Source organism: Muricoccus roseus, from assembly GCF_900141905.1.
GTDB classification, from domain to species: Bacteria; Pseudomonadota; Alphaproteobacteria; order Acetobacterales; family Acetobacteraceae; genus Roseomonas; species Roseomonas rosea.
On the sequence record NZ_FQZF01000009.1, the window covers coordinates 160,301 to 186,535 of the forward strand.

The following is a 26,235-nucleotide window of genomic DNA, read 5'->3' on the forward strand; positions in this document are numbered from 1 at the left end:
TCGGGCCGTGCCGCAAGGGATTGCTCGCCGATGCAGGGAATCGAAACACCGGTACCCCCGGGGAACCACACCTTTTCCTGCATAGACGGCCATACCTGCGGGAACCCGGTCCGCCTCGTCACCGGCGGCGGCCCCTTCCTGCGGGGCGCGACGATGAGCGAGAAGCGGATGGACTTCCTGACCCATCACGACTGGGTCCGCCGCTCCCTCATGTTCGAGCCGCGCGGGCATTCCGTGATGTCCGGCTCCATCCTCTATCCGCCGACGCGCGAGGATTGCGACATCGCCATCCTCTTCATCGAGACGTCGGGCTGCCTGCCCATGTGCGGGCACGGCACCATCGGCACCGTCACCATGGCGATCGAGAACGGGCTCGCCCGGCCGGAGAAGGAGGGCGAGCTGCGGCTGGACGCGCCCGCCGGCCGGATCGTCGCCACCTATGAGCGTCGCGGCGAGCATGTGGACAGCGTGCGAATCCGCAACATCGCCTCCTTCCTCGCCTTGCCGGAGGTGGAGGTGGAGATGCCGGGGATGGGGCGGCTGCGCGTGGACATCTCCTATGGCGGCAATTTCTACGCGATCGTGGAGCCGCAGGCCGGCTTCGCGGGGCTGGAGGATTTCTCAGCCGACGACGTGATCCGCTACAGCCCGGAGCTGCGGCGCCGCCTGAACGAGATCGTCGAGGTGGTGCATCCGGACGATGCCACCATCCGCGGCGTCAGCCATGTGATGTGGACGGGGCGCGCGCGCGACCCACGCGCCCATGCGCGCAACGCGGTCTTCTACGGGGACAAGGCGGTGGACCGCTCCCCCTGCGGCACCGGCACCTCCGCCCGCATGGCGCAGCTCGCCGCGCGCGGCGTGCTCTCGGTGGGCGACGAGTTCATCCATGAGAGCATCATCGGCACGCATTTCGACGGTCGCGTGGAAGGCAAGGCCGTGGTGGGCAACCACGAGGCGATCATCCCGAGCATCGCCGGCTGGGCGCGCACCCATGGGATCAACACAATCTTCGTGAACGAGCGCGACCCGCTGCGCGCCGGCTTCCTAGTGTGATGCAGGGCGAAGCGCCGGTCGCCGTCATCGGGGCGGGGGTGGTGGGCACGGCCTGCGCCCGCGCCCTGCAGCGCGCGGGCCGGCGGGTTCTCCTGGTGGACCCCTCCCCGCCCGGCTCGCTCTGCTCGGCCGGCAATGCGGGCCATATCGCGATCGAGCAGGTGCAGCCCCTGGCGCGGCCGGAGATGATCGCCGCCGTGCCGCGCATGCTTGCACATCCCCAGGGCCCGCTGACGCTGCGCTGGCGCGGGCTGCCGGCCATGCTGCCCTGGTTCCTCCGCATGGCGGCCGCCAGCCGCCCGGGGCGGGTGGAGGCCGGGACGCTTGCCCTTGCGGCGCTGCTGCGGGATGCGGTGGCGGATTGGCGCGACCTGCTCGACACGCCTGACCTCGCCGCGCTGCTGCGGTATGAAGGCGCCATCGCCGTCACCGAAAGCGAGGCCGGGCGCCGCGCCGCCGAGGCTGAAGCGGCCATCATGGCCGCCCATGGGGTGCGGCTGGAATCCCTCGGCCCGGCCGAGGTCGCGGCGCGGATTCCGGGGCTCTCCGCCCCTGTCACGGGCGGGCAGTTCTTTCCCGAAGCGGCGCATGCGGTGGAGCCGCAGCGCCTGGTGCGCGACCTTGCCGCTCGCTTCGCCGCCGAGGGCGGCGAGATCCTCGCCCAGCCGGTGACGGGGCTGCGCCGGGAGGGCGGGCGCATTGCCGCCGTGGAGACGCCCGGCGGAGAGCGCGCGGCGGAATCCGTCATCCTTGCCGCCGGGCTCGCCAGCGCGCGGCTGGCCCCGATGCTCGGCCTGCGCCTGCCCCTCACGGCGGAGCGCGGCTATCACGCCATGCTGCCCCCGGGTTCCGTGCCCCTGCCCTGCCCCGTCGCCTTCGCCGAGCGCGGCTTCATCGCCACCCCCATAGAGCACGGCACGCGCCTGGCGGGCACGGTGGAGCTGGGGGCCGCCGGGCGCGCGCCGGACTGGTCGCGCGCCGAAATCCTCGTCCGCCATGCGCGGGACCTCTTCGGCCCGGTGCCGGAGGCGGCCTCGCGCTGGCAGGGGGACCGGCCGACGCTGCCGGACTACCTGCCCGCCCTCGGGCCGGTGCCGGGCCTGGCGAATGCGGTGGTCGCCACGGGACACCAGCATCTCGGCCTCACCCTGGCCGCGACGACCGCGCGGCTCGTCTCGGCGCTGGTCACCAGCGGCACGCCCGGCCTCGACCTCACCCCCTTCGACCCCGCCCGCTTCGGGAGACACTGACATGTCCGGCTTCACCACCCGCCCCGAGCTGCGGGGCACCTTCGGCGCCGTCGCCTCCACCCATTGGCTGGCCTCGGCGGCGGGGATGGGCGTGCTGGAGCGGGGCGGGAACGCCTTCGATGCCGCCGTCGCCTCGGGCTTCGTGCTGCAGGTGGTGGAGCCGCATCTGAACGGGCCCGGTGGCGACGCCCCCATCATCGCCTGCCCCGCCGGGGCGGAGGAGCCAATCGTGATCTGCGGCCAGGGCCCCTCCCCCGCCGCGGCGACCATGGAGCGGATGCGCGGGCTGGGGCTCGACCTCGTCCCCGGTTCCGGCCTGCTGCCGGCCTGCGTGCCCGGCGCCTTCGGGGCCTGGATGACGCTGCTGCTGAACCAGGGCACCGCGACGCTGCGCGAGGTGCTGGAGCCCGCCATCTTCTATGCGCGCGAAGGCTATCCGCTGGTGCCGCGCATTCCCGCCGCCATCGCCTCGGTGCGGGAGCTGTTCGCGACGCATTGGCCCACATCCGCCGAGATCTACCTGCCCGGCGGGCAGGTGCCGCAGGCCGGGCGCCTGTTCCGCAACCCCGCCCTGGCCGCGACCTATGAGCGGCTTCTGGCCGATGCCGAGACGGTGGGCGGGCGCGAGGCGCAGATCCGCCGTGCGCTGGATTACTGGTATCGCGGGCCGATCGCCGAGGCGGTGGACCGCTACTACCGCGAGGCGGAGGTGTGGGACGTTTCCGGCCGGAAGAACCGGGGCCTGCTGACCGGGCAGGACATGGCCGCCTGGCAGGTGCCGGTGGAGCGCCCGGTCTTCGCCGACCATGGCGCCTACCGCGTGTTCAAATGCGGCCCCTGGAGCCAGGGGCCGTCCTTCCTCCAGGCCATCAACATCCTCTCGGGCTTCGACCTGGCGAAGATGGACCCGCTGGGCCCGGATTTCGTGCATGTGGTGACCGAGGCCATCAAGCTCGCCTTCGCCGACCGCGATTGCTGGTATGGCGACAGCGCGCCGGTGCCGCTGGAGGCGCTGCTCTCGGCCGAATACGCGGCGCAGCGGCGGGCGCAGATCGGAGATCAGGCTTCGCGGGAGTTCCGGCCGGGTTCGCCCGAAGGCCGCGCCCCAACCCTGCCGCCGCTCGCCGCCGCCGGCACGCTGAAGGAGCCGCGCGTGGGCACGGGCGAGCCGACGGTCGCGCGCGAGGATGCGCGCGGCGGGCAGGACCGCGCGGGCGAGGCCGTGACCACGGCCGGCGGCACGCATCGCGGCGACACCTGCCACGTGGACGTGGTGGACCGCTGGGGCAACATGGTCGCGGCCACGCCATCGGGCGGGTGGTTCCAGTCCAGCCCCGTGGTGCCCGGGCTTGGCTTCGGCCTCACCGTGCGCGGGCAGATGTTCTGGCTGACGGAGGGGCTCGCCTCCTCCATGGCGGCGGGCGTGCGGCCGCGCACCACGCTGACGCCGAGCTTCGCCTATCGGGACGGCAAGCCCTATCTCGCCTTCGGAACGCCGGGCGGCGACCAGCAGGAGCAGTGGTCGCTGCTTCTCTTCCTGCACCATGCGCATCACGGCATGAATCTGCAGGAGGCGATCGACGCGCCGGCCTTCCACACGGACCACGCCCCCGCCTCCTTCTGGCCGCGCGAGACGGGCTTCGGCACGCTAACGCTGGAGAACCGCTTCCCCGCCGCGACGGTGGAGGAGCTGCGCCGCCGCGGGCACGCGGTGACGCTGGGGGATTCCTGGTCCGAAGGCCGCCTTTCCGCCTGCGCGCGGGAGGCGGACGGGGACACGCATATGGTCAAGGCCGCGGCCAATCCGCGCGGCATGCAGGGTTACGCGGTGGCGCGGTGAAGCCGGCGCGCCGAGACGGAGAGAGAGCATGACCTCCTACATCTTCACCAACGGACAGTTCCTGGAACCCGGCGCGACCGAGCTGCGCGGCGGGATGGAGGTGCTGGTGGAGGGCGACCGCATCCGCGAGGTGTCGGACAGGCCCATCACCTCCTCCTCCGCCACCCGCGTGAACCTGCGCGGCAAGACCATCATGCCCGGGCTGGTGGACGCGCATGTCCATGTCATCGCGGCCATGGTGAACCTCGCCGAGAACGCGGCGCAGCCCTCCTCCCTCGCCATGATGCGCGCGGCGAAGGTGATGCACGGCATGCTCATGCGCGGCTTCACCACGGTGCGCGACCTCGGCGGCGCGGAGCCCGGCATCGCCACCGCGGTGGACGAGTTCCTCATCGACGGCCCCCGCGTCATTCCCTGCGGCAAGGCGCTGGGGCAGACGGGCGGGCATTCCGACTTCCGCGCGCGCTCCGACGACCGCGAGGGCGTGTTCGCCAACCGCGTCGGCTCGCTGGGCCGCATCTGCGACGGGGTGGATGCCGTCCGCCGCGCGGCGCGGGAGGAGATCAAGTCCGGCGCGCGCTTCATCAAGATCATGGCGAATGGCGGCGTCGCCTCGCCCAACGACCCCATCCACGCGCTCGGCTTCTCCCGCGACGAGATCCGCGCCTCGGTGGAGGAGGCGGAGAATGCCGGCACCTATGTCGCCGCGCATCTCTATACGGACAAGGCGATCCGCCGCGCGGTGGAATGCGGCGTCCACTCGCTGGAGCATTGCAACCTCATCCGGCCGAACACGGCCGAGATGGCGGCGAAGGCCGGCGCCATCGCCTGCCCCACCCTCGTCGCCTATGAGGGGCTGGCGCTGGAGGGCAAGGCGCTGGGCCTCGGGCCGGAATCGGTCGCGAAGATCGAGACGGTCCGCACCGCCGGGCTGGAATCCCTCGACATCATGCGCCGCGCCGGCCTGCCGATGGCCTTCGGCTCGGACCTGCTGGGCGGGCTGCACAAGTACCAGTCCATGGAGTTCGAGATCCGCGCGCGGGTGCTGCCGGTGCATGAGATCCTCGTCTCCGCTACCACCTTGGCGGCACGGCTCTGCATGATGGAGGGCGAGATCGGCGTGCTGGCCCCCGGGGCGAAGGCCGACCTGCTGGTGGTGGACGGCGACCCGCTGAAGGATCTCTCCTGCCTGCAGAACCAGGGTGCGGCGATGCTCGCCATCATGCGGGACGGCCGGTTCTTCAAGAACGAGCTGAACTGAGGTGTCCAAGCGGGGCGGGGCGGACCACAAATCCGCCTCCGTCCCGTCCGCGTAGACCTTCCGCTGAAATGGCGAACATTCCTCGTTGAAAGTTGAATAGCCCGCCCGATCCGTCTACCGTCGGTTGCATTGTCGCATCAGGCGAAAACCGTCATGTCGCTGCGGAGACTGGCTGTTCCCCTGCTTCTCGCAGGGCAGTTCCTGCTCCTTCTCCTGGATCTGCGGGTCTCGCTGCCTGAGGGCGCGCATCACGCGCCGCACCATGGCCTCGTCTCCGCCCTGCTGATCCTGGGCCATGCGGTGCTGCTGCTCGCGCTGTTCTGGTCCTTCATGAGCTCCCGGCGGGAGGAGATCCGCCGGTTGGACGCGGCGAACCGGCGGATGGAACAGGCGCTCCGCCGCGCCGAGGACCTGACCCTCTGCTCCTCCGACTTGGTGTGGGAGACCGATATGGAGGGGCGCTTCGTCCATATCTCGGACCATACGGGGGTGAAGCGCGACGTTCCGGGGCTTGCGGTCGGCACCACCCTGGCGGAGTTGCGTGCCCTCGACCCCATCACCCCGGCCGAGACCTGGGACCGGCAGATCGCCAGCAACAAGGCGGGCGAGCCCTTTCGCGACTTCCAGTACAGCACCCGCCGGACCGACGGCAGCCTCGTCCATTTCCAGGTGAACGGCGTGCCCATCCTGGACGAGGCGGGCCGGATGGTCGGCTTCCGCGGCACGACCCGGGACCGCACCGCGGAGGTGGAGGCGCTGCGGATCCTCAACTTCCAGGCGATGCACGACGCGCTGACCGGCCTGCCCAACCGCCGTGCGCTCCACGCCGCGTTCGAGCGGGGCGTGGAGGAGGGCAGGCCCATGGCAGTGCTGCTGCTCGACCTCGATGGTTTCAAGACCGTGAACGACGTGCATGGCCATGCCGCGGGGGACCAGCTCCTGCGCCGGCTGGCCTCCCGGCTGGGTGCGGCTGTCCGGCCGGCCGACCTGGTGGGCCGCCTGGGTGGGGACGAATTCGCGGCGATCCTGCCCGGCGCCGATGCCGCCATAGCCGAGGCGGTCGGCCAACGCATCCTCGCCAGCCTCTCCAGGCCCGTGGCGCTCGATGAGGGGGGAGTGGTCCGTGTCGGGGTCAGCATCGGCGTCGCCCTCTCGCCCGACCATGGCAGCGATCCCGACGCGCTGTTCCGCAACGCCGACAAGGCCCTTTACGAGGCCAAGCACAATGGCGGCGGCGGCGTTCGGCTGCACAGCCCGACCGCCCGGGCCGCGCCGGAGGAAGAGCCGGCATCGGCCGCGCTGGACGCGCTCCGCTCGGTCGCCACCCTGCCCGCCGAGCTACGCCTCGCCCTCGCGCGGGAGGAGCTGTCCCTCGTCTTCCAGCCCATCTTCCGCTGCGAGGATGGCGCCGTGGCGAGCATGGAGGCGCTGCTGCGCTGGAACAGCCCGGTGCGCGGGCCCGTCCCGCCCGATCGGTTCATCCCTGTGGCCGAGGAGAGTGGCCTCATCGTTCCCATCGGCGCCTGGGTGCTCCGCCAGGCCTGCGCGGCCGCGAGCGCGGCCGGGGGAAGCTGGCGGCTCTCCGTCAATCTCTCCCCGGTGCAGTTCCAGCAGCCCGACCTCGCCTCGATGGTCGCGGGCATCCTGCGCGACACGGGCCTTTCGGCGGAGCGCCTCGTGCTGGAGCTGACGGAGCAGATGTCCCTTTCGCGCTATCCCAGCGCGCGCGAGACGATCCGCCGCCTCCGGGCCATGGGCGTGGCCCTCGCCCTCGACGATTTCGGCGCGGGCTTCTCCAACATCTCGAGCCTCCGCGGCTTTCGCTTCGACCTGCTGAAGTTCGACCGGTCGATCCTCGCCCTCCCGCCCGCGCAACGCGAGCCGGTGCTCTCGGCCCTGCTGGCCATCGCCGGCGCCTTCGGCCTGGAGGCGGTGGTGGAGGGGGTGGAGCGGCCTGAGGACTGGGCGCTGCTGCGCCGCCTCGGGGCCGGATATGCCCAGGGCTTCCTGCTGGGCCGCCCGGAGCCCGGGCTGGGGGCCGCCCTGGTCCGGGCGCCGGTCCCCGCGCCTTCGGACAGGGCGCCGCTCCTCTCCTGAAGGGCGGCTTTCCCCAGGCGGAGCGCCTAGCGCGCCGCGCCGCCGCCCCACAAGATCACCGCGGCCCCGATCAGGCAGAGCGCGGCGCCTCCGAGGTCCCAGCCATCCGGCACGCGCCCTTCCACGGCCCAGAGCCAGGCGAGGGAGGCGGCGACATAGACGCCGCCATAGGCCGCATAGGCCCGCCCGGCCGCCGAGGCCTCCACCAGGGTGAGCAGCCAGGCGAAGGTGACCAGGGAGAGCAGGCCGGGCAGCAGCGCCCAGGCCGGCCATCCCAGGCGCCGCCAACCCCAGAAGGCGAAGCACCCGCCGATTTCCGCCAGCGCCGCCGCGCCATAGATCAGTGCCGATCCCATCGGCGGAAGCTTGCCACGCCACCCCCCGGCACCCCAATTCCCCCCCATGAAGCGTTTCTGGAATGAAGCCACGGTCCAGCCGGTCGATTCCGGCTGGGGCATCGCCCTGGACGGCCGCCCGCTGCGGCTGCCCGGCGGCACCACCCTGCATCTGCAAAGCCGGCCGCTGGCCGAGGCGCTGGCGGCGGAATGGCACGTCGCCGGCGGCGCCCGGGGCAATGAGATGACCTATGAGGAGGTCCCCCTCACCCGCCTGGTCGGAACCGCGGTGGACCGGATCGCGCCCGACCCCGCGCCGAGCGCCGCGGCCATCGCGGAATATGGCGGGAGCGACCTGCTCTGCTACCGGGCGGAGGACCGGCGCCTTGCGGCCCTCCAGGCCGAGCACTGGCAGCCCCTCCTCGACTGGGCGGCCCTGCACCATGACGCGCCGCTGCAGGTGACGCGGGGAATCATCCATGTGGCGCAGCCGCCGGATTCCCTGCGTGCCCTGCACCATGCGGTCGCGGCCCACACCCCCTTCGGCCTTTCGGCCCTGGGCATTGCCGTCCCCGCCATGGGCAGCCTCGTCCTCGGCCTTGCCCTCTCCGCGGGCCGCATCGACGCGGCCGAGGCGCATCGCCTCGCCACAATCGACGAAACCTACCAGGAATCCTTCTGGGGCACCGATTCCGAGGCCCTGGCACGGCGGGAGCGGATCGCGGTCGATATCGCCCTGGCCGCGCGGCTGCTGGAGCTCTCCCGGTGAAGGCGCGCCTCCTGCGAATCCGGGGGCGGGTGCAGGGCGTCGGCTACCGGGACTGGCTGGTGCGGGAGGCGGCGGCCGCGGGCCTCGGCGGCTGGGTCCGCAACCGCGCGGATGGTTCGGTGGAAGCCCTGCTGGCCGGGGACGAAGCCTGCATCGGCGCCGTCCTCCTCGCCGCCCGCCATGGCCCGCCCCTCGCCCGGGTGGAGGAGATCGAGGAGAGCTTCGCGGAGCCGCCGGACGAGCCGGGATTCCAGCGGCGGCCGACGCTCTGAGAGGTGGGCTTCTGGCTGCCCCCGGGAGGGAGAAGGAATTCTCCCTCCCGGACCCTCCCTCATCTTTTTCTTCAGGACTGCCGTGGAATGTGGGGCTGGAGGTACGCCTGATGTCTATGACCTCAGGCGACTGACAACGCAGCGCGTGCCCTCAAATCAAAATGCCTGCGGCGCGACAGCGATCAGGGCATCCCCGGCAGGCTAAACGCGGGGTCCGGGGCCCCCGCCGGGGCCCCGGTGGAGGGTCTGGGAGGCAAAGCCTCCCAGGGCGCGGCAAGTACAGGTCGGAAGGCGAAGCGCCGCGCCCCTTCCTACCGCTGTCCGTACGCGGCGCCTGCGAAGAGGTCCTTGTATTCCCGCGGCTGGGACCGCCAGTACTGCCTGGGCGCGGCGACCCGGGCGCCGAGCTTCGCCGCGGCATGCCAGGGCCAGCGCGGGTCGTAGAGGATGCCGCGGGCCAGGGCGATGGCGTCTGCCTGGCCCGAGGCGACGATTTCCTCTGCCTGCTCGGCTTCCGTGATCAGGCCGACCGCGATCGTGGGCAGCCCCGTCTCGGCTTTTACCCGCGCCGCATGGGGCACCTGGTAGCCGGGGCCGAGCGGGATGACCTGCTTGGGGGAGACCCCGCCGGTGCTCACATGAATGGCGGCGCAGCCGCGTTCCCCCAGGGCGCGGGCGAAGGCGATGGTGTCCTCCACCTCCCAGCCGCCCGGCACCCAGTCGGTCGCCGAGACCCGCACCCAGACCGGCCGCTCGGCGGGGAAGGCCGCGCGCACGGCCTCGAACACCTCCAGCGGGAAGCGCATCCGGTTCTCCCGGCTGCCGCCATAGGCATCCTCCCGCTGATTGGAGAGGGGCGAGAGGAACTGGTGCAGCAGATAGCCATGGGCGCCATGCAGCTCGATGCCATCCAGACCCAGCCGAGCGGCGCGGCGGGCGGCGGTGACGAAATCCTCCCGCACCTTGTCGAGCCCGGCGCGGTCGAGGGCGACGGGTGGCGCCTCCCCCTCGGAATGCGGGAGGGCGGAGGGGGCGACGGTCTGCCAGCCGCGCGGCTCGCCCGGGCGGATCTGGGCGCCGCCTTCCCAGGGGGCGCGGCTGGAGGCCTTGCGCCCGGCATGGCCGAGCTGCACCGCGACCGGCATGGCGGAGGTCGTCCGGATCGCGGTCATGACCCGCGCGAGCGCCGCCTCGTCCTCATCCGAGTAGAGGCCGAGGTCGTCGGGGGAGATGCGCCCCTCCGGGGACACCGCCGTGGCTTCCAGGATGAGCAGCCCGGCGCCGGAGAGCGCCAGGTGGCCGAGATGGATCATGTGCCAGTCGGTGGCGCGGCCATCCTCGGCCGAATACTGGCACATGGGCGCGATGACGATGCGGTTGGGAAGCTCCAGCCCGCCCACGCGCAGGGGTTGGAAAAGCTGGCTCATCCGGGACTCCTCGGCGTTCGGCCCAGTATTATGACGCGGCGGCCACCGGAGACAGCCGGCGTCCTGCATTCGCGGCGCGGGCGCGATGAGGGGTGCTCGCTGCCCGCCCGCGGCTGCCTTCTTCAATCCGGATGCGCTGGCGAACCGGACACGAGCCTCTCCACTTCCCTGACCAGTTGTTGCCTGCTCAGGGGCTTTTCGAGGCGGAGGCGCTTTCGGTGCCCGGGATCGTCGATGATGCGAACGTCGCCCGTCGCGAACAGGTAGGGCACGCCGCGCTCGTTCAGCCTGTCGGCGACGGGATAGGCGGTCTCGCCCCGGCCAAGGTTCACGTCCAGCACGGCCCCGTCCAGCACCTTCTCCGGCTCCTCGATGAGCTCGAAGGCCTGCTCGACGCTGGGCACGGGCCCGACGACCTTCGCACCCGCCCCGCTGAGCCACTCCTCCATTGCCTCCGCGATGAGGTACTCATCCTCGACGATGAGGATGCGGCGGCCAACCAATGGTCCTGCGGCGGTCGACATCAGCGTTCGGTCTTCATGATGCGGGTCCAGGAAAGGAGAAGGGCGTTGCAGCTTTTCCCGGCGAGGGCCACAAACTGGATCATTCCAGCGGAAGCTGAATGCGGCATCGCACTCCATCCTCGCCCAGCACGAACTCCGTCCTGGCTCGGAGCGCGTAGGAAAGCGCCTTCTCGATCAGCTGGCGCCCATAGCCACGCCGGGTCACCTTCTCGGGCTGCAGGTCAACCCCGCTCTCGATCCAGTCCAGCGTCAGAAGGCGCTCCCCCTCTCCGATCCGCTCCGCCGTCCAGGTGACGGAGAGCTGCCCCTTGCCGTCCCGCAGGGCGCCGTATTTCACCGCATTGGTGGTCAGCTCGTGCAGGGCCAGGGAGAAGTTCTGCACCTGCCGGGCTGTGAGAAGCACCTGTGGGCCAGAGACCGCCACCTTTGGCGGGTGGACCTCCGTGTGCGCTGCAAGCTCCGCGCGCACGAGCGCACCGACCTCGGCGATGTTGCTGCCATACCGGCTGAGCAGGCCTTGCGCCCGGCTGAGCGCCCGCAGCCGGGCCTGGAAGTCCGCGGCGGCTCCCTCCTCGCCGAGGGTCTTGGACGCGACCGAGGCGATGACGCCCAGCAGGTTGCGGCTGCGATGCTGCAACTCGTTCACCAGTACCTCCAGCCGGGCGGCGCTCATGCGGGCCTCGGTGACGTCCTTGGCCAGCCCGGCAACGCGCTGTACTCGGCCGGTGCTGTCATAGAGAGGGAAGTCGGTGTTCTCGATCCAGCGGATCTCGCCGTCGGAGGGACGTATGATCCGGAAGGCACTCATCGCCCGCTCACCGGCCCGGACGCGATGAATCATGGAGAGCGCCCGCTCGCGGTCATCGGGGTGGATCAGGTCGGCCCAGCGCTGGAGCGTGTCGCCGCTGAGGACCGCCTCCCGGGCCTCCCCGTAGATCGCCTCGAAGGCCGGGCTGAGATACTCGAACTGCAAGGTCTCGGCGTCCCGGACCCAGATGAGGTCCGAGGAGGCTTCGCCGAACTGCCGGAACCGCTCCTCGCTCTCCCGCAGACGATCCTCCGCGGCTCGCCGCTCGGTGACGTCCTGGCCGATCTTCAGGAAGCCCAGCAGCTTGCCGTCAGGGGTACGTAGCGCCCGGGTGGACCCCTCGATGAAGACGCGCTGACCGTCCTTGCGGAGGTGCCAACGGACATTAGGGGCGACACCCTCCTTGCGGGCGGTCTCGGTCTCCCACCGGTCCTGGCCACTTGCCCGGTCCTCGGGGGTGAAGGTGATGGCAACGGGCTGCCCGACCGCCTCCTCGGCCGTCCAGCCGAAGACCGCCTGTGCCCCGGGCAGCCAGTCGGTAATCCGGTCCTGTGGGTCGGAGAGCAAGATGGCGTAGTCCAGGGCCGCTTCCACGGTGAGGCGGAAGCGCTCCTCCGTGGATCGCAGCGCCCGCGCCAGGAGCAGCCGGTCGATGACCGGGCCGAGGAGGGTGGAGTAGGTGCGCAGGAACTGGATCTCGTCCTGACCGAAGTCTCGCGGCCGGGTGTCGTCCACCTGCAGGAGCCCATAGGCCCGCCCGCCGGGCAGGAAGACCGGCACGTTCACCAGCGCGACCACCCCCGCCTCCTTCATGAAGCGCGGGACATCGAAGCGGTCCTCAGCGGCGATGTCGCGCGAGATCACCGGCTCGCCAGCCTCGATCGCGAAGGTTTCGGAGGTGCGCTCCTCCATGGGCATCCGCAGGAACCCGATAATCCCGGGATCCCATCCCACGCCCGCCCGGACCAGGAGCTGCCGCTCGGCATGCACGATCTCGAGGATCTTGGCGCGCCCGGTTCCGAGCGCTTCCCCCACCAGCCGACAGGCCTCGGCAAGAATCCTGTCCAGGTCCGAGGAGCGAAGGGCGAGTTCGCCGAAATCCGCGAGGACCTGCTGCCGCTGCATCATCTTGTCGAAGTCGGGCATCACGTCCCCGCTGTTGGCACCCCTGGCCTGGCGGGAGGGATGACGCCTTCGGCCTGTTACAAGCGGCCATGTCGGGACCAACGCCGAAAGGCCCAACCGGATGCCAGCTTTCCCGCAGGTCGATCCCGCAGAGCGAAGACAAGACAAAGAATGGCTGCGTTCGCCCCCGATCCCCTGGCGAACGGGTATCGGGATGGAGCCTCAGCGGACGCAGTCCAGCAATGGCCCGAGCTGCCCCACCCGGCGCTCGATGGTGGATGCACGCCCCAGCACGTGCTCGGACGGGCGCGCGGCGGACCAGTTCAGGGGGCTCGGCAGCACCGCCGCCAGGCGCGCCGCCTCCCGCCGGGTGAGGTCGGCGGCCGGCTTGTCGAAGAAGGCCTGGGCGGCGGCTTCGGCCCCGTAGATGCCGGGGCCGAACTCCACGCTGTTGAGATAGACCTCCATCACCCGCCGCTTCGGCCAGAGCAGGGCGATTTGCGGGGTCAGCCAGGCCTCGGCCGCCTTCCGCAGCGGGTCGCGGCCGGGCCAGAGGAGGAGGTTCTTCGCGGTCTGCATGGTGATGGTGCTGGCCCCGCGCGGGCGCTCGCCCTCCCACCAGTCCTCGATCTCCCCCCGAAGCGCGGCGAAGTCGAAGCCCAGCGCCTGCTCGCAGAAGCGGTTGTCCTCCCCCGCGATCACCGAATGGGCCAGGGCGGGCGCGATTCGCTCCAGTGCCACCCAGTCATGCCGCCAGCCCTCGCCCTGGATGGAGCGGATGACCATCAGCGGGGTGAAGGGCACGGGGACGAAGCGGAAGAGGAGGATCAGTGCCGGCGGGGCCAGGAGGAGCAGCAGGGCGAGCCGCGCCAGGCGCTGCCGCCAGCTCAGCCGCCACGTCGGAAGGTGCAGGAGTTGCTGGCGCCCCATGCCTCCCCTGCTGGCCGCCGGGCCGCCCCGCGTCAAGCGCACCCGTGCCACGCCCGCTTCGATCTTGCGCCGCAGCACGGCTTGCCCCATGTAGAGCCCGTGCCCGGCCGCAAGCCGCGGCCACGTCCCGGCCGCGTGAGACGGCCGCCTCGCGCAATGATGCGCGCGGCCCTGACCGGGGCGTCGACATCTCCGATACCCTGGATGCGACCGGACACGCGGGGCGCCTCCACCCGCTTCGCGCGGCCCGGGATGGGCCGCCCCGATTGGAATCCATGACGCAGTTCAACGAGCTCGGCCTCGCGGCGCCCCTTCTGCGCGCGCTGGAGGAAGAGGGCTACACCACCCCCACCCCCATCCAGGCCCAGGCCATTCCGGCCGCGGTCCAGGGCCGGGACGTGCTGGGCATCGCCCAGACCGGCACCGGCAAGACCGCCGCCTTCTCCCTGCCGCTGCTGCACCGGCTGCATGAGAACCCGAAGCGCGCGGCCCCCTATACCTGCCGCGTCCTCATCCTCTCCCCGACCCGCGAACTGGCCTCGCAGATCCATGAGAGCGTCCGCGCCTATGGCCGCCACATCCGCCCCAGCACCGCGCTGGTCTTCGGCGGCGTGCCGGAGAACCCGCAGAAGCGCGCCATGGCCAAGGGCGTGGACGTGCTGATCGCCACCCCCGGGCGGCTGATGGACCTGCTGAACCAGCGGGCCCTGAAGCTGGACGCGGTGGAGGCCTTCGTGCTGGACGAGGCGGACCAGATGCTGGACCGCGGCTTCTGGCCGACCATCCGCCGCGTGGCCGGCATGCTGCCGCGCACGAAGCACACGATGTTCTTCTCGGCCACCATGCCGGACGACATCGCCAAGCTCGCCAAGGAGCTGCTGCCCGACCCCGTGCGGGTGGAGGTCACCCCGGTCGCCACCACGGCGGAGCGGGTGAACCAGCGCGTGATCCACACCCGCGCCGACGGCAAGCGCGCCATCCTGGCCGACCTGCTGCGCGGCGAGGGCGTGGGCCGGGCCCTGGTCTTCTCCCGCACGAAGCACGGCGCCGACCGCATCGTGAAGCAGCTGGAGCAGGACGGGCTTTCCGCCGGCGCCATCCATGGCAACAAGAGCCAGGGCCAGCGCGAGCGGGCGCTGGAGGCCTTCAAGAAGGGCACCGCGCCGATCCTGGTCGCGACCGACATCGCGGCCCGCGGCATCGACGTGGATGGCGTGACCCATGTCATCCAGTACGACCTGCCGGAAGTGCCGGAGACCTATGTGCACCGCATCGGCCGCACGGCCCGCGCGGGCGCCTCGGGCGAGGCGGTGGCGCTGGTGGCGCCGGATGAGGTCGCGCTGCTCCGCGCCGTGGAGAAGCTGACCCGCCAGGAGGTTCCGGCCGAGGGCGACATCCCGACCGGCCCCGTGCCGCGCCGGCCGAACCGCCAGCAGCAGCAGCGCCCGCCGCGCCGCGACGGCGGCGGCCAGCGCCATGCGCAGGGCCGCCCCGGTGGCCATGCCAGCGGCCAGCCCCAGGGTGGCCGCGGCACCGGCGCCAGCCAGCCGGGCCGGAGCAGCGGTGGCGGTTTCGGCGCCCAGCGCCGGCCCGACGCGGCCCGCCCGGAGCGCAAGGACCGGGGCTGGCGCGACGGCGACTTCCGCGACAGCGGTCGCTGATTTCGCCACGCTGTTGGTCTATCCCGAGGAGAGGAAGAAGGAGTTCTTCCTCTCCTCGGACCCCTCACCATCATCTTTTTCCAGAAATTTGGAATCACTCGGCTGACGGTGCGCCTGAGGTCTAGGACCTCAGGCGACTGAAGCGGCCGGAACAGGTACCTTCAACGGAATACCCCTTCGATCCGGGGTATCCACGGCAGTCAGACGGGGTTCCAAGGGCCTCAGGCCCTTGGCGGGTGGAGGGCAGAGCCCTCCCCTTTGCTGCGAAAGCCCGCCCTATGCCGCGCCCCGCAGCAGCGGCCCGCGTTCGGCGACGAAGCCGGTGACCGCCTCGACGAAGCGGTCCGCCTCCGCCGGGCCGACCGGCAGGCTCAGCGCAACCATCCCGCGCCGGGCGAGGTAGATCCCGGCCTCCAGCATGTCGAAGAAGAACAACTCCCGCAGCGCGGCTTCCTCCGGCCCCTCGGCATAGGGGCGGTCGGGCGGCGGGTCGCGGAAATGCACCGTCATCATTGAGCCCATGCCGGTGAAGCAGGCGGGCACCCCGGCTTCGCGGAACACCGCGTTCAGCCGCGCACGCAGCGATTCGCCGAAGGCGAAGAGGGTCTCGGCCCGGGCGGGGGGGAAGGCCTCGGCCAGGGCGACGGGCCCGGCGGCCATGGAGAGCACGTTGTTGTTGAAGGTGCCGGCATGGGGCAGTGAGCCTGGCCGGTGGCCGTCGAACACCGCCATGACGGCCTCGCGCCCGCCGAAGGCGCCGGCGGTGAGCCCGCCGGCGATCCACTTCCCGAAGGTGGCGAGGTCCGGCCGCACCCCCGCCAGCGCCGCCGCGCCCGAGGGGCCGTGGCGGGAGGTCATCACCTCGTCGCAGATCAGCAGGGCGCCGCAGGCCGCGGTTTCCTCCCGCAGCATGGCGAGGAAGCCCGGGGCGGCGGGGATGCAGCCGCCGGAGCCGAGCATCGGCTCCACGATCACCGCCGCGATCTCCCCGCCCCGCTTCCGCAGCATCGTCCGCGCGGCCTCGATGTCGTTGTAGGGCACGAGGAGGGTGGGCACCGGCATGTTCACCGGGTTCTGCCCGGCGGTGTAGCTCAGCACGCCGCCATGATAGCCGCCCTCGAAGGCCATGACGGCGGTCCGCCCGGTGAAGGCCCGCGCGGCGGCCAGAGCGAGGAGATTCGCCTCCGTCCCGCTGTTGGTGAAGCGGACCCGTTCCAGCACGGGGAAGCGTTCGCACATCAGCGCGGCGAAGGCGCCTTCCGCCCGCCCCACCCCGGCCAGGCTGATGCCGCCGTCCATGGCGCGCGCCACGGCGGCGGCCACCCGCGCATCGGTATGGCCGAGCAGCCCCGCCGTGTACTCGCCGCAGAGGTCGAGATAGCGGTTCCCGTCCACATCCAGGAGCCAGCAGCCCTCGCCGCGCTCCATGGCCGTGGGAAAGGGCGCGTAGAACAGGACCGAGCGCGTGTTCCCGCCCGCGAGCCTGCCGCGCGCCTGCGCGTGGATGGCGGCGCTTTCCGGCCGCGCGGCGGCGTAGCGGGCCCGCGCCTCCGCCACCGCATCGGTGGGGGTGAGGTTGCGGCGGAGGGCGGTCGCGCTCATGCGCCGCGCGCCGGAAATGGCGGGAAGGCCCGCCCTGGGATCGCCGCCACCTCTGTCCTCCGCGAATGCGCGCCGGATGCCGCCGGCCCGGGATGCCCGAGGGGCGAAGCGTGGCCCCGCCCGGCGGACAGGGCAAGCGCGCCACGCGCGGCTAGGGGCCGAACACCTCCGCCCAGGAAGCCATCAGCGCCGAATCCGCCTCCTCCATCGTCACCGGCAGGCCCAGGTCGTGCAGGCTCGTCACGCCGTGCTCCGCGATTCCGCAGGGCACGATGCCGCCGAAATGCGACAGGTCCGGCTCCACGTTCAGCGCGATGCCGTGCCAGGACACCCAGCGCGAGACGCGCACGCCGATGGCGCCGATCTTCGCCTCGGTGCCGCGGGACTTGTCGGCCACCCAGATGCCGACCCGCCCCTCTCGCCGCTCGCCCTTCACGTTGAATCGGTCGAGGGCGCGGATCATCCACTCCTCCAGCCCATGCACATAGGCGCGCACGTCCCGGGCCGGGATCGTGCCATGCGGGCGGGTGAGGTCGAGCATGACATAGGCGGTGCGCTGGCCGGGGCCGTGATAGGTCCACTGGCCACCACGCCCGGCATCGAAGGTCGGGAAGCGGGTGTCCAGCAATCCCTCAGGGCGGGCCGAGGTGCCAGCCGTGTAGCTCGGCGGATGCTCTACCAGCCACACGGCCTCGCCCGCCGTTCCGGCGCGGATTCCGGCCACCCTGGCCTCCATGGCCGCCAGCGCCTCGGGCACCGGGATGCGGCTGTCGGAAATCAGCCATTCCGGGGCTTCACCCCCCGTTGCCGCCGCCGCACTCATCCGTTATACGCCCCCCACCTCGGAGCGGCCCCGGCCGTTTCCTGTTTGCGGTCGTGGCGGAATGGTAGACGCGCCAGCTTGAGGTGCTGGTGGGGGCAACCCCGTGGAAGTTCGAATCTTCTCGACCGCACCATCTTCTCTCAGTCTTCTCCGGCCATGGCCGACCCTTCGGCTGACCGCCATGCGGCCGATGTAGCGCCGCACCGGCCCCGCTCCCAGCCCCCTTCCCTCTCCGCAAGCCTGGTTTGCAGCGTGGCGTCTCAGCCCAGCGGCTGCGGGTCGTCCCGCCCAGGGGTTCCGGTCACCATGCCCGTGCCGTTGCAGGCGAGGCAGGGCTTGCCCATCAGCTCGCCCTTCCCCTCGCATTCCGGGCAGACCACCTCCTCCGTGCCGGGGGTGCCCGGAAGGGCCCTGTCCCCCGGCCGGGGCTCCCCGCCCGGATCGTCCGACGGTCCCGCCATCGCCATCTCCCTCGCATCCTGCCATGCGCCGAACGCGGCGGCGCGGGGGCGGTTCCCGTCTGGCGCCAGAGGGCACGCAGGGCCATAACGGCGGAATGGACGAGGATTTCCGCAAAGCCGCGCTCGACTATCATCGCCTCCCGCGCCCGGGGAAGCTGTCGATCGAGCCCACCAAGCGTATGGCCACCCAGCGCGATCTCGGCCTGGCCTATTCACCCGGCGTGGCGGCGGCCTGCCTGGAGATCGCGGCCAATCCGGCCACCGCCTATGACCTCACGACGCGCGGCAACATGGTCGCGGTCATCACCAATGGCACGGCCGTCCTCGGGCTCGGCGCCATCGGGGCCCTCGCCTCGAAGCCGGTGATGGAGGGCAAGGCGGTCCTCTTCAAGAAGTTCGCGAACATCGATTCGATCGACATCGAGGTCGAGGAACGCGACCCCGAGAAGTTCGTCGAGGCGGTCGCGGTGCTGGAGCCCTCCTTCGGCGCCATCAACCTTGAGGACATCAAGGCCCCCGAGTGCTTCGAGATCGAGCGCGCGCTGCGTGCCCGGATGAAGATCCCGGTCTTCCATGACGACCAGCACGGCACGGCCATCATCGTGGCGGCGGCGGTGCGGAACGGGCTTCTGCTCCAGGGCAAGCCGATCGAGCAGGCGCGGATCGTCACCTCGGGCGCGGGCGCCGCGGCGCTGGCCTGCCTCGACCTGCTGGTCGCGATGGGCGCGCGGCGCGAGAACATCACGGTCTGCGACATCGAGGGCGTGGTCTATGAGGGCCGCGAGGTCCTGATGGACCCGTACAAGTCCCGCTACGCCCGCGCGACCAATGCCCGCAGCCTGGCCGATGCGCTGCCGGACGCCGACGTGTTCCTCGGCCTTTCGGCGCCGCGCGTGCTCAAGGCGGAATGGCTGCCCTCCATGGCGCCGAAGCCGCTGATCCTGGCGCTCGCGAATCCCGAGCCCGAGATCCTGCCGGAGGCCGTGCGCGCCGCGCGGCCGGATGCCATCGTCGCCACCGGCCGGTCGGACTATCCGAACCAGGTCAACAATGTCCTCTGCTTCCCCTTCATCTTCCGCGGCGCGCTCGATGCGGGCGCGACCACCATCAACGAGGAGATGAAGGTCGCGGCGGTGGAGGCCATCGCGCGGCTGGCGCGGGCGGAGGCGAGCGAGGTGGTGGTGGCTGCCTATGGCGGCCATGCCCCGATCTTCGGCGCCGAATACATCATCCCCAAGCCCTTCGATCCCCGGCTGATCCTGGAGATCGCGCCGGCCGTCGCGCGCGCGGCCATGGATTCCGGCGTCGCCACCCGGCCCATCGAGGATTTCCCCGCCTACCGGCGGGAGCTGGAGCGCTTCGTCTTCCGCTCCGGCGACCTGATGCGCCCGGTCTTCGCCGCGGCCCGCAATGCCGGCCGACGCATCGCCTATGCGGAGGGCGAGGACGAGCGCACGCTTCGCGCGGTGCAGACCGTGCTGGACGAGGGCATCGCCGAGCCCGTGATCATCGGCCGGCGCGAGGTGATCGCCGAGAAGGTCCGCACCATGGGCCTACGGATGGATCTCGAGGGCAGCGTCACGGTGATGGACCCGTCCGCGGACGAGGAGGCCTTCGCCCCGCTTCTCTCCCTCTACCAGCGCAAGGTCGACCGGCGCGGCATCCCGCCCGATGCCGCCGCCCGCGCGCTCCGCACCCGGCCCACCGTCGCTGCCACCCTTCTGCTCGAGACGGGCCGGGTGGATGCCGCCATCGTCGGCGGCACGGGCGAGTGGATGACCCATTGGCACCAGGCCTTCGACATCGTGGGCAAGCGCCCCGATGCCGGCCGCGTCTATGCCATGACCGGCGTCATCCTCCCGGCCGGCACGCTCTTCTTCGTGGACACGCACCTGCTGGTGGAGCCGGATGAGGAGCAGATCGCGGAGATGACGCTGCTCGCCTCCGAGCAGGTGCGCGCCTTCGGCGTGACGCCGCGCGTGGCCCTGCTCTCTCATTCCTCCTTCGGCGCCTCTGACGCGCCTTCCGCCCGGAAGATGCGGCACGCGCTGCGGCTCATCCGCGAGCGCGACCCCTCGCTGGAGGTGGATGGCGAGATGCATGCCGATGCGGCGCTGGAGCCCGCCATCCGCGACCGCGCGGTGATGGATGGGCGCCTCACCGGCTCGGCCAATCTTCTCGTCTTCCCCAACCTCGATTCCGCCAACATCGCCTACAACCTGCTGAAGGCGGCGGCGGACGGGCTGCAGCTCGGCCCCATGCTGCTCGGCATGAACAAGCCGGTGCATGTCATGGTGCCCAGCACCACGGCGCGGGGGATCGTGAACCTCTCGGCGATCGCGGCGGCGCAGCCGGCCTGACGGCCGCGCCCCTACCGGGCCGGGGGCGTCGCCCGGGCGGTGATGCCGAGGCTGCGCACGGCCTGCTCCGGCGGGCGGCTACCCAGGGTCATGAATTCGAGCATCGGCACGGGCTTGGCCGGCCGCATCGCGATCTCGATCGTGCCGAGGTCGCGCGCGAAGGCGGCCAGGGCGTCGCGGAGCCCACGGATCTCCGCCGGCTCCTTGCCGGCCTGCGTGCCCGGCACGGGCGTGCGCTGCACCAACTGGGCATAGCGGTCGCGCAGCTGCCGCTCCGGCACCCGCTCCCGCGCCGCCTGCTGGGCCAGCAGGGCCCGGAGCAGCCCCTCCTCCGTGTAGCGCAGGGTCATGGAGGCCAGGGACCAGTTCCCGACCACCGCGAGCGGATCGTCCTTCGCGATGGAGGGGCGACCGGGCTCCGGGATCTGGATGCCCCGGAGGTCCATGGTGACGCCGAGGCTTCCCATGCCCTCGGCCTGGAGGGTGAAGGGGTCGCTCACGAGCCGCCCCTCGCCCCGCAGCATCCGCGTATCCACCCCGAGGCGGGCCAGCACGCGCTTGAAGCCGAGCCGGTCGAGCCAGCTGCCGCCGTATTCGGCGGGCATGTCCAGGGCGATGCCCTCCACGGCGAGCGAGCCGAGCTCCGCGCCCGGCGCGGCCGCGTCCCAGCTGTTGCGGGCGCGGACGGCGCCGATCCGCAGCAGCGGCCGGCCGGCGGTGAAGACGGCCAGCCCCTCCAGCGAGGCCGTCTGCTCCTGCCCCTGCACTGATTGGGGCGGGTTCAGGTCGTGGGTGACGGCATAGGCCGTGTCCCGCCCCGCGATGCCGGCAATCCCCGCGCGGCCGAGCTCCGCCACGAAGGGGCCGCTCTCCGGCGTCTCGCCCTCCACCGAGAACCCTTCGGCGGCCAGGGTGGTGAGCCGGCCGGGGCCCCAGCCATCCAGCTGCATCCGGCCGAGGCGCATGGACATGCGGTGCTTTTCCGAACCCATCTCCGCCCCTTCGATCAGGGCGCTGTCGGCGGCCAGGGCCCAGGGATCGGCTTCGGCGCCGATGCGCGGCACCACCGCCCCCGCCAGCCGCGCGCGGCCGAGGCGCAGGCGCGTCTCGCCCTCGCGCCGGTCGGTGAAGCGGAAGCCCTCCAGCACCGCCTCGCGCACGGTGCCGGGGGCGTAGCCAGCCAGGCTCAGCCGGCCCAGCTCCGCATCGCCGCGGCCTGGCGCCTCCACGCGGATGCCCTCGGCCACCGCCTCCTCCACCGCGGCTTCGGCCCAGTTCACGGCGGGGCCGGCGCCGGTGGCGGGGAGCACCAGCCCGGCCAGGGTGACCCGCCCGGCGGTCATGACCATCGGGCCGGGCTGGTCCGGGCGCTTGGTCCCCTCCAGCCGCAGGTCGCTCAGCACGGCGCGGCCGACACGGTCGCCCGCCAGCCCATCCAGCACCACCTGGGCGGCCGTCATGCGCTCGGCGCCCTGCCGCACCGTCACCCCGTCCAGCCGCGCCGTTCCGGTCACCGGATCGACGCTGCGGCTGCGCCATTCGACCGTGCCGTTCGGCCCCAGCCCGGTCCGCAGCCTTTCGATGGCGGCATCGAGCTGCCGCTCCGCCTCGGCCTGGGCATACGCGCCGAGCGCCACGGGAAGGACGAAGCAGCCCGCGAGGAGCAGGTGGCGTCGGCGCATGTCCGGCATCTCCCTTTTATGGCGAGGAAGCTAGGAGAGACACGGGCCCGGCGCCACCCGCCGTTCCGCGAGCGGCTCCGCCACCCCATAATGATGCCATGGCCCAGCCGCCGGTTCCCGCCCCGTCCCGCAACGCCGTCGCTGCTTTCCTGCAGCGCGCCGCCTCCGTCCCCGCCTTGCGCGCGGCCTCCTCGCCCGCGCGGCTCCTCTTTGCCGTGGATGCGACGGCCAGCCGGCAGCCGACCTGGGACCGCGCCTGCCATGTGCAGGCCGAGATGTTCGCCGGCGCCGCCGGCGGGCTGGCCGTCAGCCTCGCCTTCTACCGGGGCCATGGCGAGTTCCGCGCAACGCCCTTCCTCGGCGATGCGCGGGCGCTGGCCGCCGAGATGACGGGCGTCTCCTGCCGGGGCGGGCACACGCAGATCCTCCGGCTCCTCCGCCATGCCGAGGCCGAGGCGGGGCGGGCGCGGCTGCATGCGCTGGTCTTCGTGGGCGATGCGGTGGAGGAGGAGGCGGCACCGATCCTGGCAGCCGCCTCCCGGCTGGGGGCGCGTGGCACGCCCGCCTTCGTGTTCCAGGAAGGGGACGACCCGCTGGCCACCCCCGTGCTGCGCGGCATAGCCCGGCAGTCCGGCGGCGCCTGGGCGCCCTTCGACCATCGCAGCCCCGGGACGCTGGCCGCGCTGCTGCGCGGTGCCTCCGCCTTCGCGACGGGCGGGCGGGAGGCGCTGGCCCGGCTGCCCGGCTCGGCCGGGTTGCTGGCGCAGCTTCCGGCGCCGCGTTCATGATCCCGGTCGCCGCGGGCGCGGCGCTGCTCGCCTTTGTGCTCCTGGGCTTGCGCGCCTTCAGCACGGCGAGCCCGACCCAGGTGAAATGGGCCCTGGCCGGCATACTGGCCGGGCTGGGCCTCATGCTGGCCGCCGTCCTGCTCCTGACCGGGCGCGCGGGGCAGGTGTTCTGGGCGCTGGCGCTGTTCGGCCCGGTTCTCTGGCGGTGGTGGAAGTCCCGCCTTCCTCCTGCCCCGCTCGGACCGGCCCCGGCCGATGCCGTGGAAACGGCGATGCTCACCATGCGCCTCGATCCCGCCGCGGGCACTCTCTCCGGCCGCATCAGGGGGGGCCGGCAGGCCGGGCGCGACCTTGCCGATCTGACCCCTGCCGAGCTGCGCGGGCTGCTGGCGGAGGCCGCGTCGGATGACCCGGAGAGCGTGCCCCTGCTGGAGGCCTGGCTGGACCGCGCCCATCCGGGCTGGCGCGGCGATGCCGCCTGGGGGGCCGCCACGGGTGGCCGGGGCGGCGGCCGCCCGGATGCGAATCCCCTGCCCGACCGTGTCGAGGCGCTGGCGATCCTGGGGCTGGAGGAGGGCGCCAGCGAGGCCGAGATCCGCGCCGCTCACGCGCGCTTGATGAGGAGCGCCCATCCCGACGCGGGAGGCTCCGACTGGCTCGCCGCGCGCCTGAACGCAGCCCGGGATGCCCTTCTGCCGCGATCCGGGCGCTGAAACGGCAGAGGAATACCCGTCTCTTTCCGCGCGCGGCCTGCCGGTGCGGTCCCGCAAGCGGCACGGCGAGGCCATGGCCCGGCCACATTCCCAAGTTCCAACAGCCATGGCACATCTGCCGCTGAACACGATGACAGGGGAATCGCCTCCCGTGCCGAAGCCGTTGAAGAAGGCCGTCCTGCCCGTTGCGGGCCTGGGCACCCGTTTCCTTCCCGCCACCAAGGCGCTGGCTAAGGAAATGCTGCCCGTGGTGGACAAGCCGCTGATCCAGTACGCGGTCGAGGAGGCACGCGATGCGGGGATCGAGCAGTTCTGCTTCATCACCGGCCGCGGCAAGACCGCGATCGTCGAGCATTTCGACGTGGCCTATGAGCTGGAGCGTACGCTGAAGGAGCGCGCCAAGGACCAGATCCTGGCCGACCTGCGCGCGAGCGCGGTGGAGCCCGGCTCCATCACCACCGTGCGCCAGCAGGTGCCGATGGGCCTGGGCCACGCCATCTGGTGCGCCCGCACCTTCATCGGCGACGACCCCTTCGCCATCCTGCTGCCGGACGACCTGATGCAGTGCGAGGTCTCCTGCACGAAGCAGCTCGCCGATGCCTATCAGGAGACCGGGGGCAACGTCGTCGCCATCGAGGAGGTGCCGATGGAGCGCGTCAACAAGTATGGCGTGCTGGACGTGCTGGAGGACAAGGGCAGGCTCGTCTCGGTGAAGGGGCTGGTCGAGAAGCCGAAGATCGAGGATGCGCCTTCGAACCTCACCATCATCGGCCGCTACGTGCTGATGCCCGAGGTGGTCGATTACCTCTCCCTCATGGAGACCGGTGCGGGCGGCGAGGTGCAGCTGACCGACGCAATGGCCAAGCTCATCGGCAAGCAGCCCTTCCACGGGCTGCGCTATGAGGGCCGGCGCTTCGATTGCGGCGACAAGGCCGGCTTCCTCGAGGCGCAGATCGCCTTCGCGCTGAAGCGGCCGGATCTGGCCGCGGCCGTGCGCGCCTTCCTGCCGCAATATATGAGCTGAGCGCCGGCCCGCCCGGCGCCCGGGATGGCCGCATATCGACCTGGCCCCGCCGTGGCGATAAGGAAGGTGGAGATCCTCTGCGCCTGCGGGGGGTGAGCCAGGGGGTTGCATGCGCGTCGCGATGATCGGGGCCGGCTATGTCGGGCTGGTGTCTGGTGCCTGCTTTGCCGAGTTCGGCGTGGATGTCTGCGTGGTGGACACGGAGGTGTCGAAGGTCGAGGCGCTGCGGGCGGGTCGGATTCCGATCTACGAGCCCGGGCTGGACAAGCTGGTCTCCGAGAACGTGCGGGACGGGCGGCTGTCCTTCACGACGGACCTGTCCGAGGCGATGGAGGGTGCGGATGCGGTGTTCCTGGCCGTCGGCACGCCGTCGCGCCGCGGCGATGGGCATGCGGATCTGAGCTATGTGTTCGCCGCCGCCGAGCAGGTGGCGCGGGCGGCCAAGGGGCCGCTGGTGCTGGTGACCAAGAGCACGGTGCCGGTGGGCACGGGGCGGCAGATCCAGGAGTTGATCGCGCGGGTGCGGCCGGATGCCGAGATCGAGGTGGCGTCCAACCCGGAATTCCTGCGCGAGGGCAATGCGATCGGCGACTTCATGCGGCCGGACCGGGTGGTGATCGGGGCGGAGAGCGACCGGGCGTTTCAGGTGCTGCGGCGGCTGTACCGGCCGCTCTACCTGATCGAGACGCCGATCGTGCAGACGGGGATCGAGACGGCGGAGCTGATCAAATACGCGGCCAATGCCTTCCTCGCGGTCAAGATCACCTTCATCAACCAGATGGCCGACCTGTGCGAGAAGGCCGGGGCGGATGTGCATGACGTCGCCCGCGGCATGGGGCTGGACGGGCGCATCGGGCGCAAGTTCCTGCATGCCGGGCCGGGCTATGGCGGCTCCTGCTTTCCCAAGGACACGCTGGCCCTGGCCCGCACCGCCCAGGAGCTCGGGGCGCCGGCCACCATCGTCGAGCAGACCATCGCGGCCAACGAGGCGCGGAAAGAGGCGATGGCGGAGCGGGTGATCGCGGCCATGGGCGGCTCGGTGGCGGGCAAGACGATCGCGGTGCTCGGCCTGACCTTCAAGCCCGAGACGGACGACATGCGCGACGCGCCCTCCCTCGTCGTCGTGCCCAAGCTGGCCCAGGCCGGGGCTATCATCCGCGCCTACGACCCCCAGCCCTCCCATGCGCGCCAGCTCATGCCGGCCGCCACGCATTTCGCCGAAAGCGCGCTCGATGCCGCGGACGGCGCCGATGCCCTCGTGCTGCTGACCGAGTGGAACGAGTTCCGCGCCCTCTCGCCCGAGCGGCTCAAAGCCACCATGGCCGGCAACACCGTCCTCGACCTCCGCAACGCCTGGGACCCACAGGCCTTCCGTGAGGCCGGATTCCAGTACCAATCCATCGGCCGCCCCTGAGCGGCCCTGCGCC

General features: G+C 71.8%; 22 protein-coding genes and 1 tRNA gene. 14 read left to right on the plus strand and 9 right to left on the minus strand.

All coding sequences use genetic code 11. From position 1 onward, the window contains the following. Positions 1-30: 30 nt before the first annotated feature. The 5 genes from BUB97_RS09650 to BUB97_RS09670 all read left to right on the plus strand — a co-directional run bounded on the left by BUB97_RS09650 (position 31) and on the right by BUB97_RS09670 (position 7,504). Entirely contained in the window at positions 31-1,056 is a 1,026-nt protein-coding gene (locus BUB97_RS09650; protein WP_073134040.1) for a 4-hydroxyproline epimerase, read from the plus strand. Then, positions 1,056-2,306 carry an NAD(P)/FAD-dependent oxidoreductase gene (locus BUB97_RS09655; RefSeq protein ID WP_073134042.1) on the plus strand — a complete coding sequence of 417 codons (1,251 nt, stop codon included), beginning with the start codon at positions 1,056-1,058 and terminating at the stop codon, positions 2,304-2,306. The genes BUB97_RS09650 and BUB97_RS09655 overlap by 1 nt, the downstream gene beginning before the upstream one ends. Before the next feature lies 1 nt (position 2,307). Beyond that, entirely contained in the window at positions 2,308-4,146 is a 1,839-nt protein-coding gene (locus BUB97_RS09660; RefSeq protein ID WP_073134044.1) for a gamma-glutamyltransferase family protein, read from the plus strand. A gap of 28 nt (positions 4,147-4,174) precedes the next feature. Continuing rightward, positions 4,175-5,407, plus strand: a complete 1,233-nt coding sequence (locus BUB97_RS09665) for a metal-dependent hydrolase family protein (RefSeq protein ID WP_073134046.1) — start codon at positions 4,175-4,177, stop codon at positions 5,405-5,407. 153 nt (positions 5,408-5,560) lie between these two features. After that, a complete protein-coding gene (locus BUB97_RS09670; protein WP_073134048.1) occupies positions 5,561-7,504 on the plus strand; it encodes a putative bifunctional diguanylate cyclase/phosphodiesterase in 1,944 nt (647 codons plus the stop codon). Between the two features lie 26 nt (positions 7,505-7,530). On the opposite strand, the gene BUB97_RS09675 is transcribed toward BUB97_RS09670, so the two are convergent. Continuing rightward, a complete protein-coding gene (locus tag BUB97_RS09675; protein ID WP_073134050.1) occupies positions 7,531-7,860 on the minus strand; it encodes a YnfA family protein in 330 nt (109 codons plus the stop codon). Between the two features lie 46 nt (positions 7,861-7,906). On the opposite strand from BUB97_RS09675, the gene BUB97_RS09680 reads away from it, so the two are divergent. Further along, a complete protein-coding gene (locus tag BUB97_RS09680) occupies positions 7,907-8,608 on the plus strand; it encodes an ATP12 family chaperone protein (RefSeq protein WP_073134052.1) in 702 nt (233 codons plus the stop codon). Then, entirely contained in the window at positions 8,605-8,880 is a 276-nt protein-coding gene (locus BUB97_RS09685; protein ID WP_073134054.1) for an acylphosphatase, read from the plus strand. Before BUB97_RS09680 ends, BUB97_RS09685 begins: the two co-directional genes overlap by 4 nt. 311 nt (positions 8,881-9,191) lie before the next feature. Here the strand turns inward: BUB97_RS09685 and BUB97_RS09690 are convergent, their stop codons facing one another. The 4 genes from BUB97_RS09690 to mtgA all read right to left on the minus strand — a co-directional run bounded on the left by BUB97_RS09690 (position 9,192) and on the right by mtgA (position 13,694). Beyond that, positions 9,192-10,307 carry an NADH:flavin oxidoreductase/NADH oxidase gene (locus BUB97_RS09690; RefSeq protein ID WP_073134056.1) on the minus strand — a complete coding sequence of 372 codons (1,116 nt, stop codon included), beginning with the start codon at positions 10,305-10,307 and terminating at the stop codon, positions 9,192-9,194. A gap of 122 nt (positions 10,308-10,429) precedes the next feature. After that, on the minus strand, positions 10,430-10,831 hold the full coding sequence (locus BUB97_RS09695) for a response regulator (protein WP_073134057.1): 402 nt from the start codon (positions 10,829-10,831) through the stop codon (positions 10,430-10,432). Positions 10,832-10,910: 79 nt separating this feature from the next. Continuing rightward, positions 10,911-12,785: a PAS domain S-box protein gene (locus BUB97_RS09700; protein WP_073134059.1), complete on the minus strand. Its 1,875-nt coding sequence runs from the start codon at positions 12,783-12,785 to the stop codon at positions 10,911-10,913. 201 nt (positions 12,786-12,986) lie between these two features. Continuing rightward, positions 12,987-13,694 carry a monofunctional biosynthetic peptidoglycan transglycosylase gene (gene mtgA, locus BUB97_RS09705; RefSeq protein WP_073134133.1) on the minus strand — a complete coding sequence of 236 codons (708 nt, stop codon included), beginning with the start codon at positions 13,692-13,694 and terminating at the stop codon, positions 12,987-12,989. Between the two features lie 275 nt (positions 13,695-13,969). Between mtgA and BUB97_RS09710 the strand changes: the two genes are divergently transcribed. After that, positions 13,970-15,355 (plus strand): DEAD/DEAH box helicase, encoded by a 1,386-nt coding sequence (locus BUB97_RS09710; RefSeq protein ID WP_073134136.1) that lies wholly within the window; start codon positions 13,970-13,972, stop codon positions 15,353-15,355. Between the two features lie 276 nt (positions 15,356-15,631). Here BUB97_RS09710 and BUB97_RS09715 read toward each other — a convergent pair whose 3' ends face one another. Further along, complete coding sequence (locus BUB97_RS09715; RefSeq protein ID WP_073134061.1) at positions 15,632-16,957, minus strand: aspartate aminotransferase family protein; 1,326 nt, start codon at positions 16,955-16,957, stop codon at positions 15,632-15,634. 151 nt (positions 16,958-17,108) lie between these two features. Next, on the minus strand, positions 17,109-17,780 hold the full coding sequence (gene lipB / locus BUB97_RS09720) for a lipoyl(octanoyl) transferase LipB (RefSeq protein WP_073134062.1): 672 nt from the start codon (positions 17,778-17,780) through the stop codon (positions 17,109-17,111). 47 nt (positions 17,781-17,827) lie between these two features. Between lipB and BUB97_RS09725 the strand changes: the two genes are divergently transcribed. Then, positions 17,828-17,913 (plus strand) — tRNA-Leu (locus BUB97_RS09725). 127 nt (positions 17,914-18,040) lie between these two features. On the opposite strand, the gene BUB97_RS09730 is transcribed toward BUB97_RS09725, so the two are convergent. Continuing rightward, the gene (locus BUB97_RS09730) at positions 18,041-18,241 is read right to left on the minus strand and encodes a hypothetical protein (RefSeq protein ID WP_073134139.1); all 201 of its coding nucleotides are present in this window, start codon (positions 18,239-18,241) and stop codon (positions 18,041-18,043) included. Positions 18,242-18,336: 95 nt separating this feature from the next. Here BUB97_RS09730 and BUB97_RS09735 point away from each other — a divergent pair, with 95 nt between their 5' ends. Beyond that, positions 18,337-20,601 (plus strand): NADP-dependent malic enzyme, encoded by a 2,265-nt coding sequence (locus tag BUB97_RS09735; protein WP_073134064.1) that lies wholly within the window; start codon positions 18,337-18,339, stop codon positions 20,599-20,601. An 11-nt stretch (positions 20,602-20,612) separates the two neighbouring features. On the opposite strand, the gene BUB97_RS09740 is transcribed toward BUB97_RS09735, so the two are convergent. Further along, complete coding sequence (locus BUB97_RS09740; RefSeq protein WP_073134066.1) at positions 20,613-22,283, minus strand: hypothetical protein; 1,671 nt, start codon at positions 22,281-22,283, stop codon at positions 20,613-20,615. 98 nt (positions 22,284-22,381) lie between these two features. Here BUB97_RS09740 and BUB97_RS09745 point away from each other — a divergent pair, with 98 nt between their 5' ends. The 4 genes from BUB97_RS09745 to BUB97_RS09760 all read left to right on the plus strand — a co-directional run bounded on the left by BUB97_RS09745 (position 22,382) and on the right by BUB97_RS09760 (position 26,222). Beyond that, complete coding sequence (locus BUB97_RS09745; protein WP_073134068.1) at positions 22,382-23,071, plus strand: vWA domain-containing protein; 690 nt, start codon at positions 22,382-22,384, stop codon at positions 23,069-23,071. Beyond that, positions 23,068-23,784: a J domain-containing protein gene (locus BUB97_RS09750; RefSeq protein ID WP_073134070.1), complete on the plus strand. Its 717-nt coding sequence runs from the start codon at positions 23,068-23,070 to the stop codon at positions 23,782-23,784. Before BUB97_RS09745 ends, BUB97_RS09750 begins: the two co-directional genes overlap by 4 nt. 151 nt (positions 23,785-23,935) lie before the next feature. Beyond that, positions 23,936-24,808, plus strand: coding sequence for a UTP--glucose-1-phosphate uridylyltransferase GalU (gene galU / locus BUB97_RS09755; RefSeq protein ID WP_073134143.1), 873 nt, complete (start codon positions 23,936-23,938; stop codon positions 24,806-24,808). 109 nt (positions 24,809-24,917) lie between these two features. Beyond that, complete coding sequence (locus BUB97_RS09760) at positions 24,918-26,222, plus strand: UDP-glucose dehydrogenase family protein (RefSeq protein ID WP_073134072.1); 1,305 nt, start codon at positions 24,918-24,920, stop codon at positions 26,220-26,222. Positions 26,223-26,235 lie beyond the last annotated feature (13 nt).

What these genes read in the sequence shown, in the direction of transcription:
- BUB97_RS09650 (WP_073134040.1), top strand. Translation starts at nt 31, where the DNA reads ATGCAGGGAATCGAAACACCGGTACCCCCGGGGAACCACACCTTTTCC.
- BUB97_RS09655 (WP_073134042.1), top strand. Translation starts at nt 1,056, where the DNA reads ATGCAGGGCGAAGCGCCGGTCGCCGTCATCGGGGCGGGGGTGGTGGGC.
- BUB97_RS09660 (WP_073134044.1), top strand. Translation starts at nt 2,308, where the DNA reads ATGTCCGGCTTCACCACCCGCCCCGAGCTGCGGGGCACCTTCGGCGCC.
- BUB97_RS09665 (WP_073134046.1), top strand. Translation starts at nt 4,175, where the DNA reads ATGACCTCCTACATCTTCACCAACGGACAGTTCCTGGAACCCGGCGCG.
- BUB97_RS09670 (WP_073134048.1), top strand. Translation starts at nt 5,561, where the DNA reads ATGTCGCTGCGGAGACTGGCTGTTCCCCTGCTTCTCGCAGGGCAGTTC.
- BUB97_RS09675 (WP_073134050.1), bottom strand. Translation starts at nt 7,860, where the DNA reads ATGGGATCGGCACTGATCTATGGCGCGGCGGCGCTGGCGGAAATCGGC.
- BUB97_RS09680 (WP_073134052.1), top strand. Translation starts at nt 7,907, where the DNA reads ATGAAGCGTTTCTGGAATGAAGCCACGGTCCAGCCGGTCGATTCCGGC.
- BUB97_RS09690 (WP_073134056.1), bottom strand. Translation starts at nt 10,307, where the DNA reads ATGAGCCAGCTTTTCCAACCCCTGCGCGTGGGCGGGCTGGAGCTTCCC.
- BUB97_RS09695 (WP_073134057.1), bottom strand. Translation starts at nt 10,831, where the DNA reads ATGTCGACCGCCGCAGGACCATTGGTTGGCCGCCGCATCCTCATCGTC.
- BUB97_RS09700 (WP_073134059.1), bottom strand. Translation starts at nt 12,785, where the DNA reads ATGCCCGACTTCGACAAGATGATGCAGCGGCAGCAGGTCCTCGCGGAT.
- mtgA (WP_073134133.1), bottom strand. Translation starts at nt 13,694, where the DNA reads ATGGGGCGCCAGCAACTCCTGCACCTTCCGACGTGGCGGCTGAGCTGG.
- BUB97_RS09710 (WP_073134136.1), top strand. Translation starts at nt 13,970, where the DNA reads ATGACGCAGTTCAACGAGCTCGGCCTCGCGGCGCCCCTTCTGCGCGCG.
- BUB97_RS09715 (WP_073134061.1), bottom strand. Translation starts at nt 16,957, where the DNA reads ATGAGCGCGACCGCCCTCCGCCGCAACCTCACCCCCACCGATGCGGTG.
- lipB (WP_073134062.1), bottom strand. Translation starts at nt 17,780, where the DNA reads ATGAGTGCGGCGGCGGCAACGGGGGGTGAAGCCCCGGAATGGCTGATT.
- BUB97_RS09730 (WP_073134139.1), bottom strand. Translation starts at nt 18,241, where the DNA reads ATGGCGGGACCGTCGGACGATCCGGGCGGGGAGCCCCGGCCGGGGGAC.
- BUB97_RS09735 (WP_073134064.1), top strand. Translation starts at nt 18,337, where the DNA reads ATGGACGAGGATTTCCGCAAAGCCGCGCTCGACTATCATCGCCTCCCG.
- BUB97_RS09740 (WP_073134066.1), bottom strand. Translation starts at nt 22,283, where the DNA reads ATGCGCCGACGCCACCTGCTCCTCGCGGGCTGCTTCGTCCTTCCCGTG.
- BUB97_RS09745 (WP_073134068.1), top strand. Translation starts at nt 22,382, where the DNA reads ATGGCCCAGCCGCCGGTTCCCGCCCCGTCCCGCAACGCCGTCGCTGCT.
- BUB97_RS09750 (WP_073134070.1), top strand. Translation starts at nt 23,068, where the DNA reads ATGATCCCGGTCGCCGCGGGCGCGGCGCTGCTCGCCTTTGTGCTCCTG.
- BUB97_RS09760 (WP_073134072.1), top strand. Translation starts at nt 24,918, where the DNA reads ATGCGCGTCGCGATGATCGGGGCCGGCTATGTCGGGCTGGTGTCTGGT.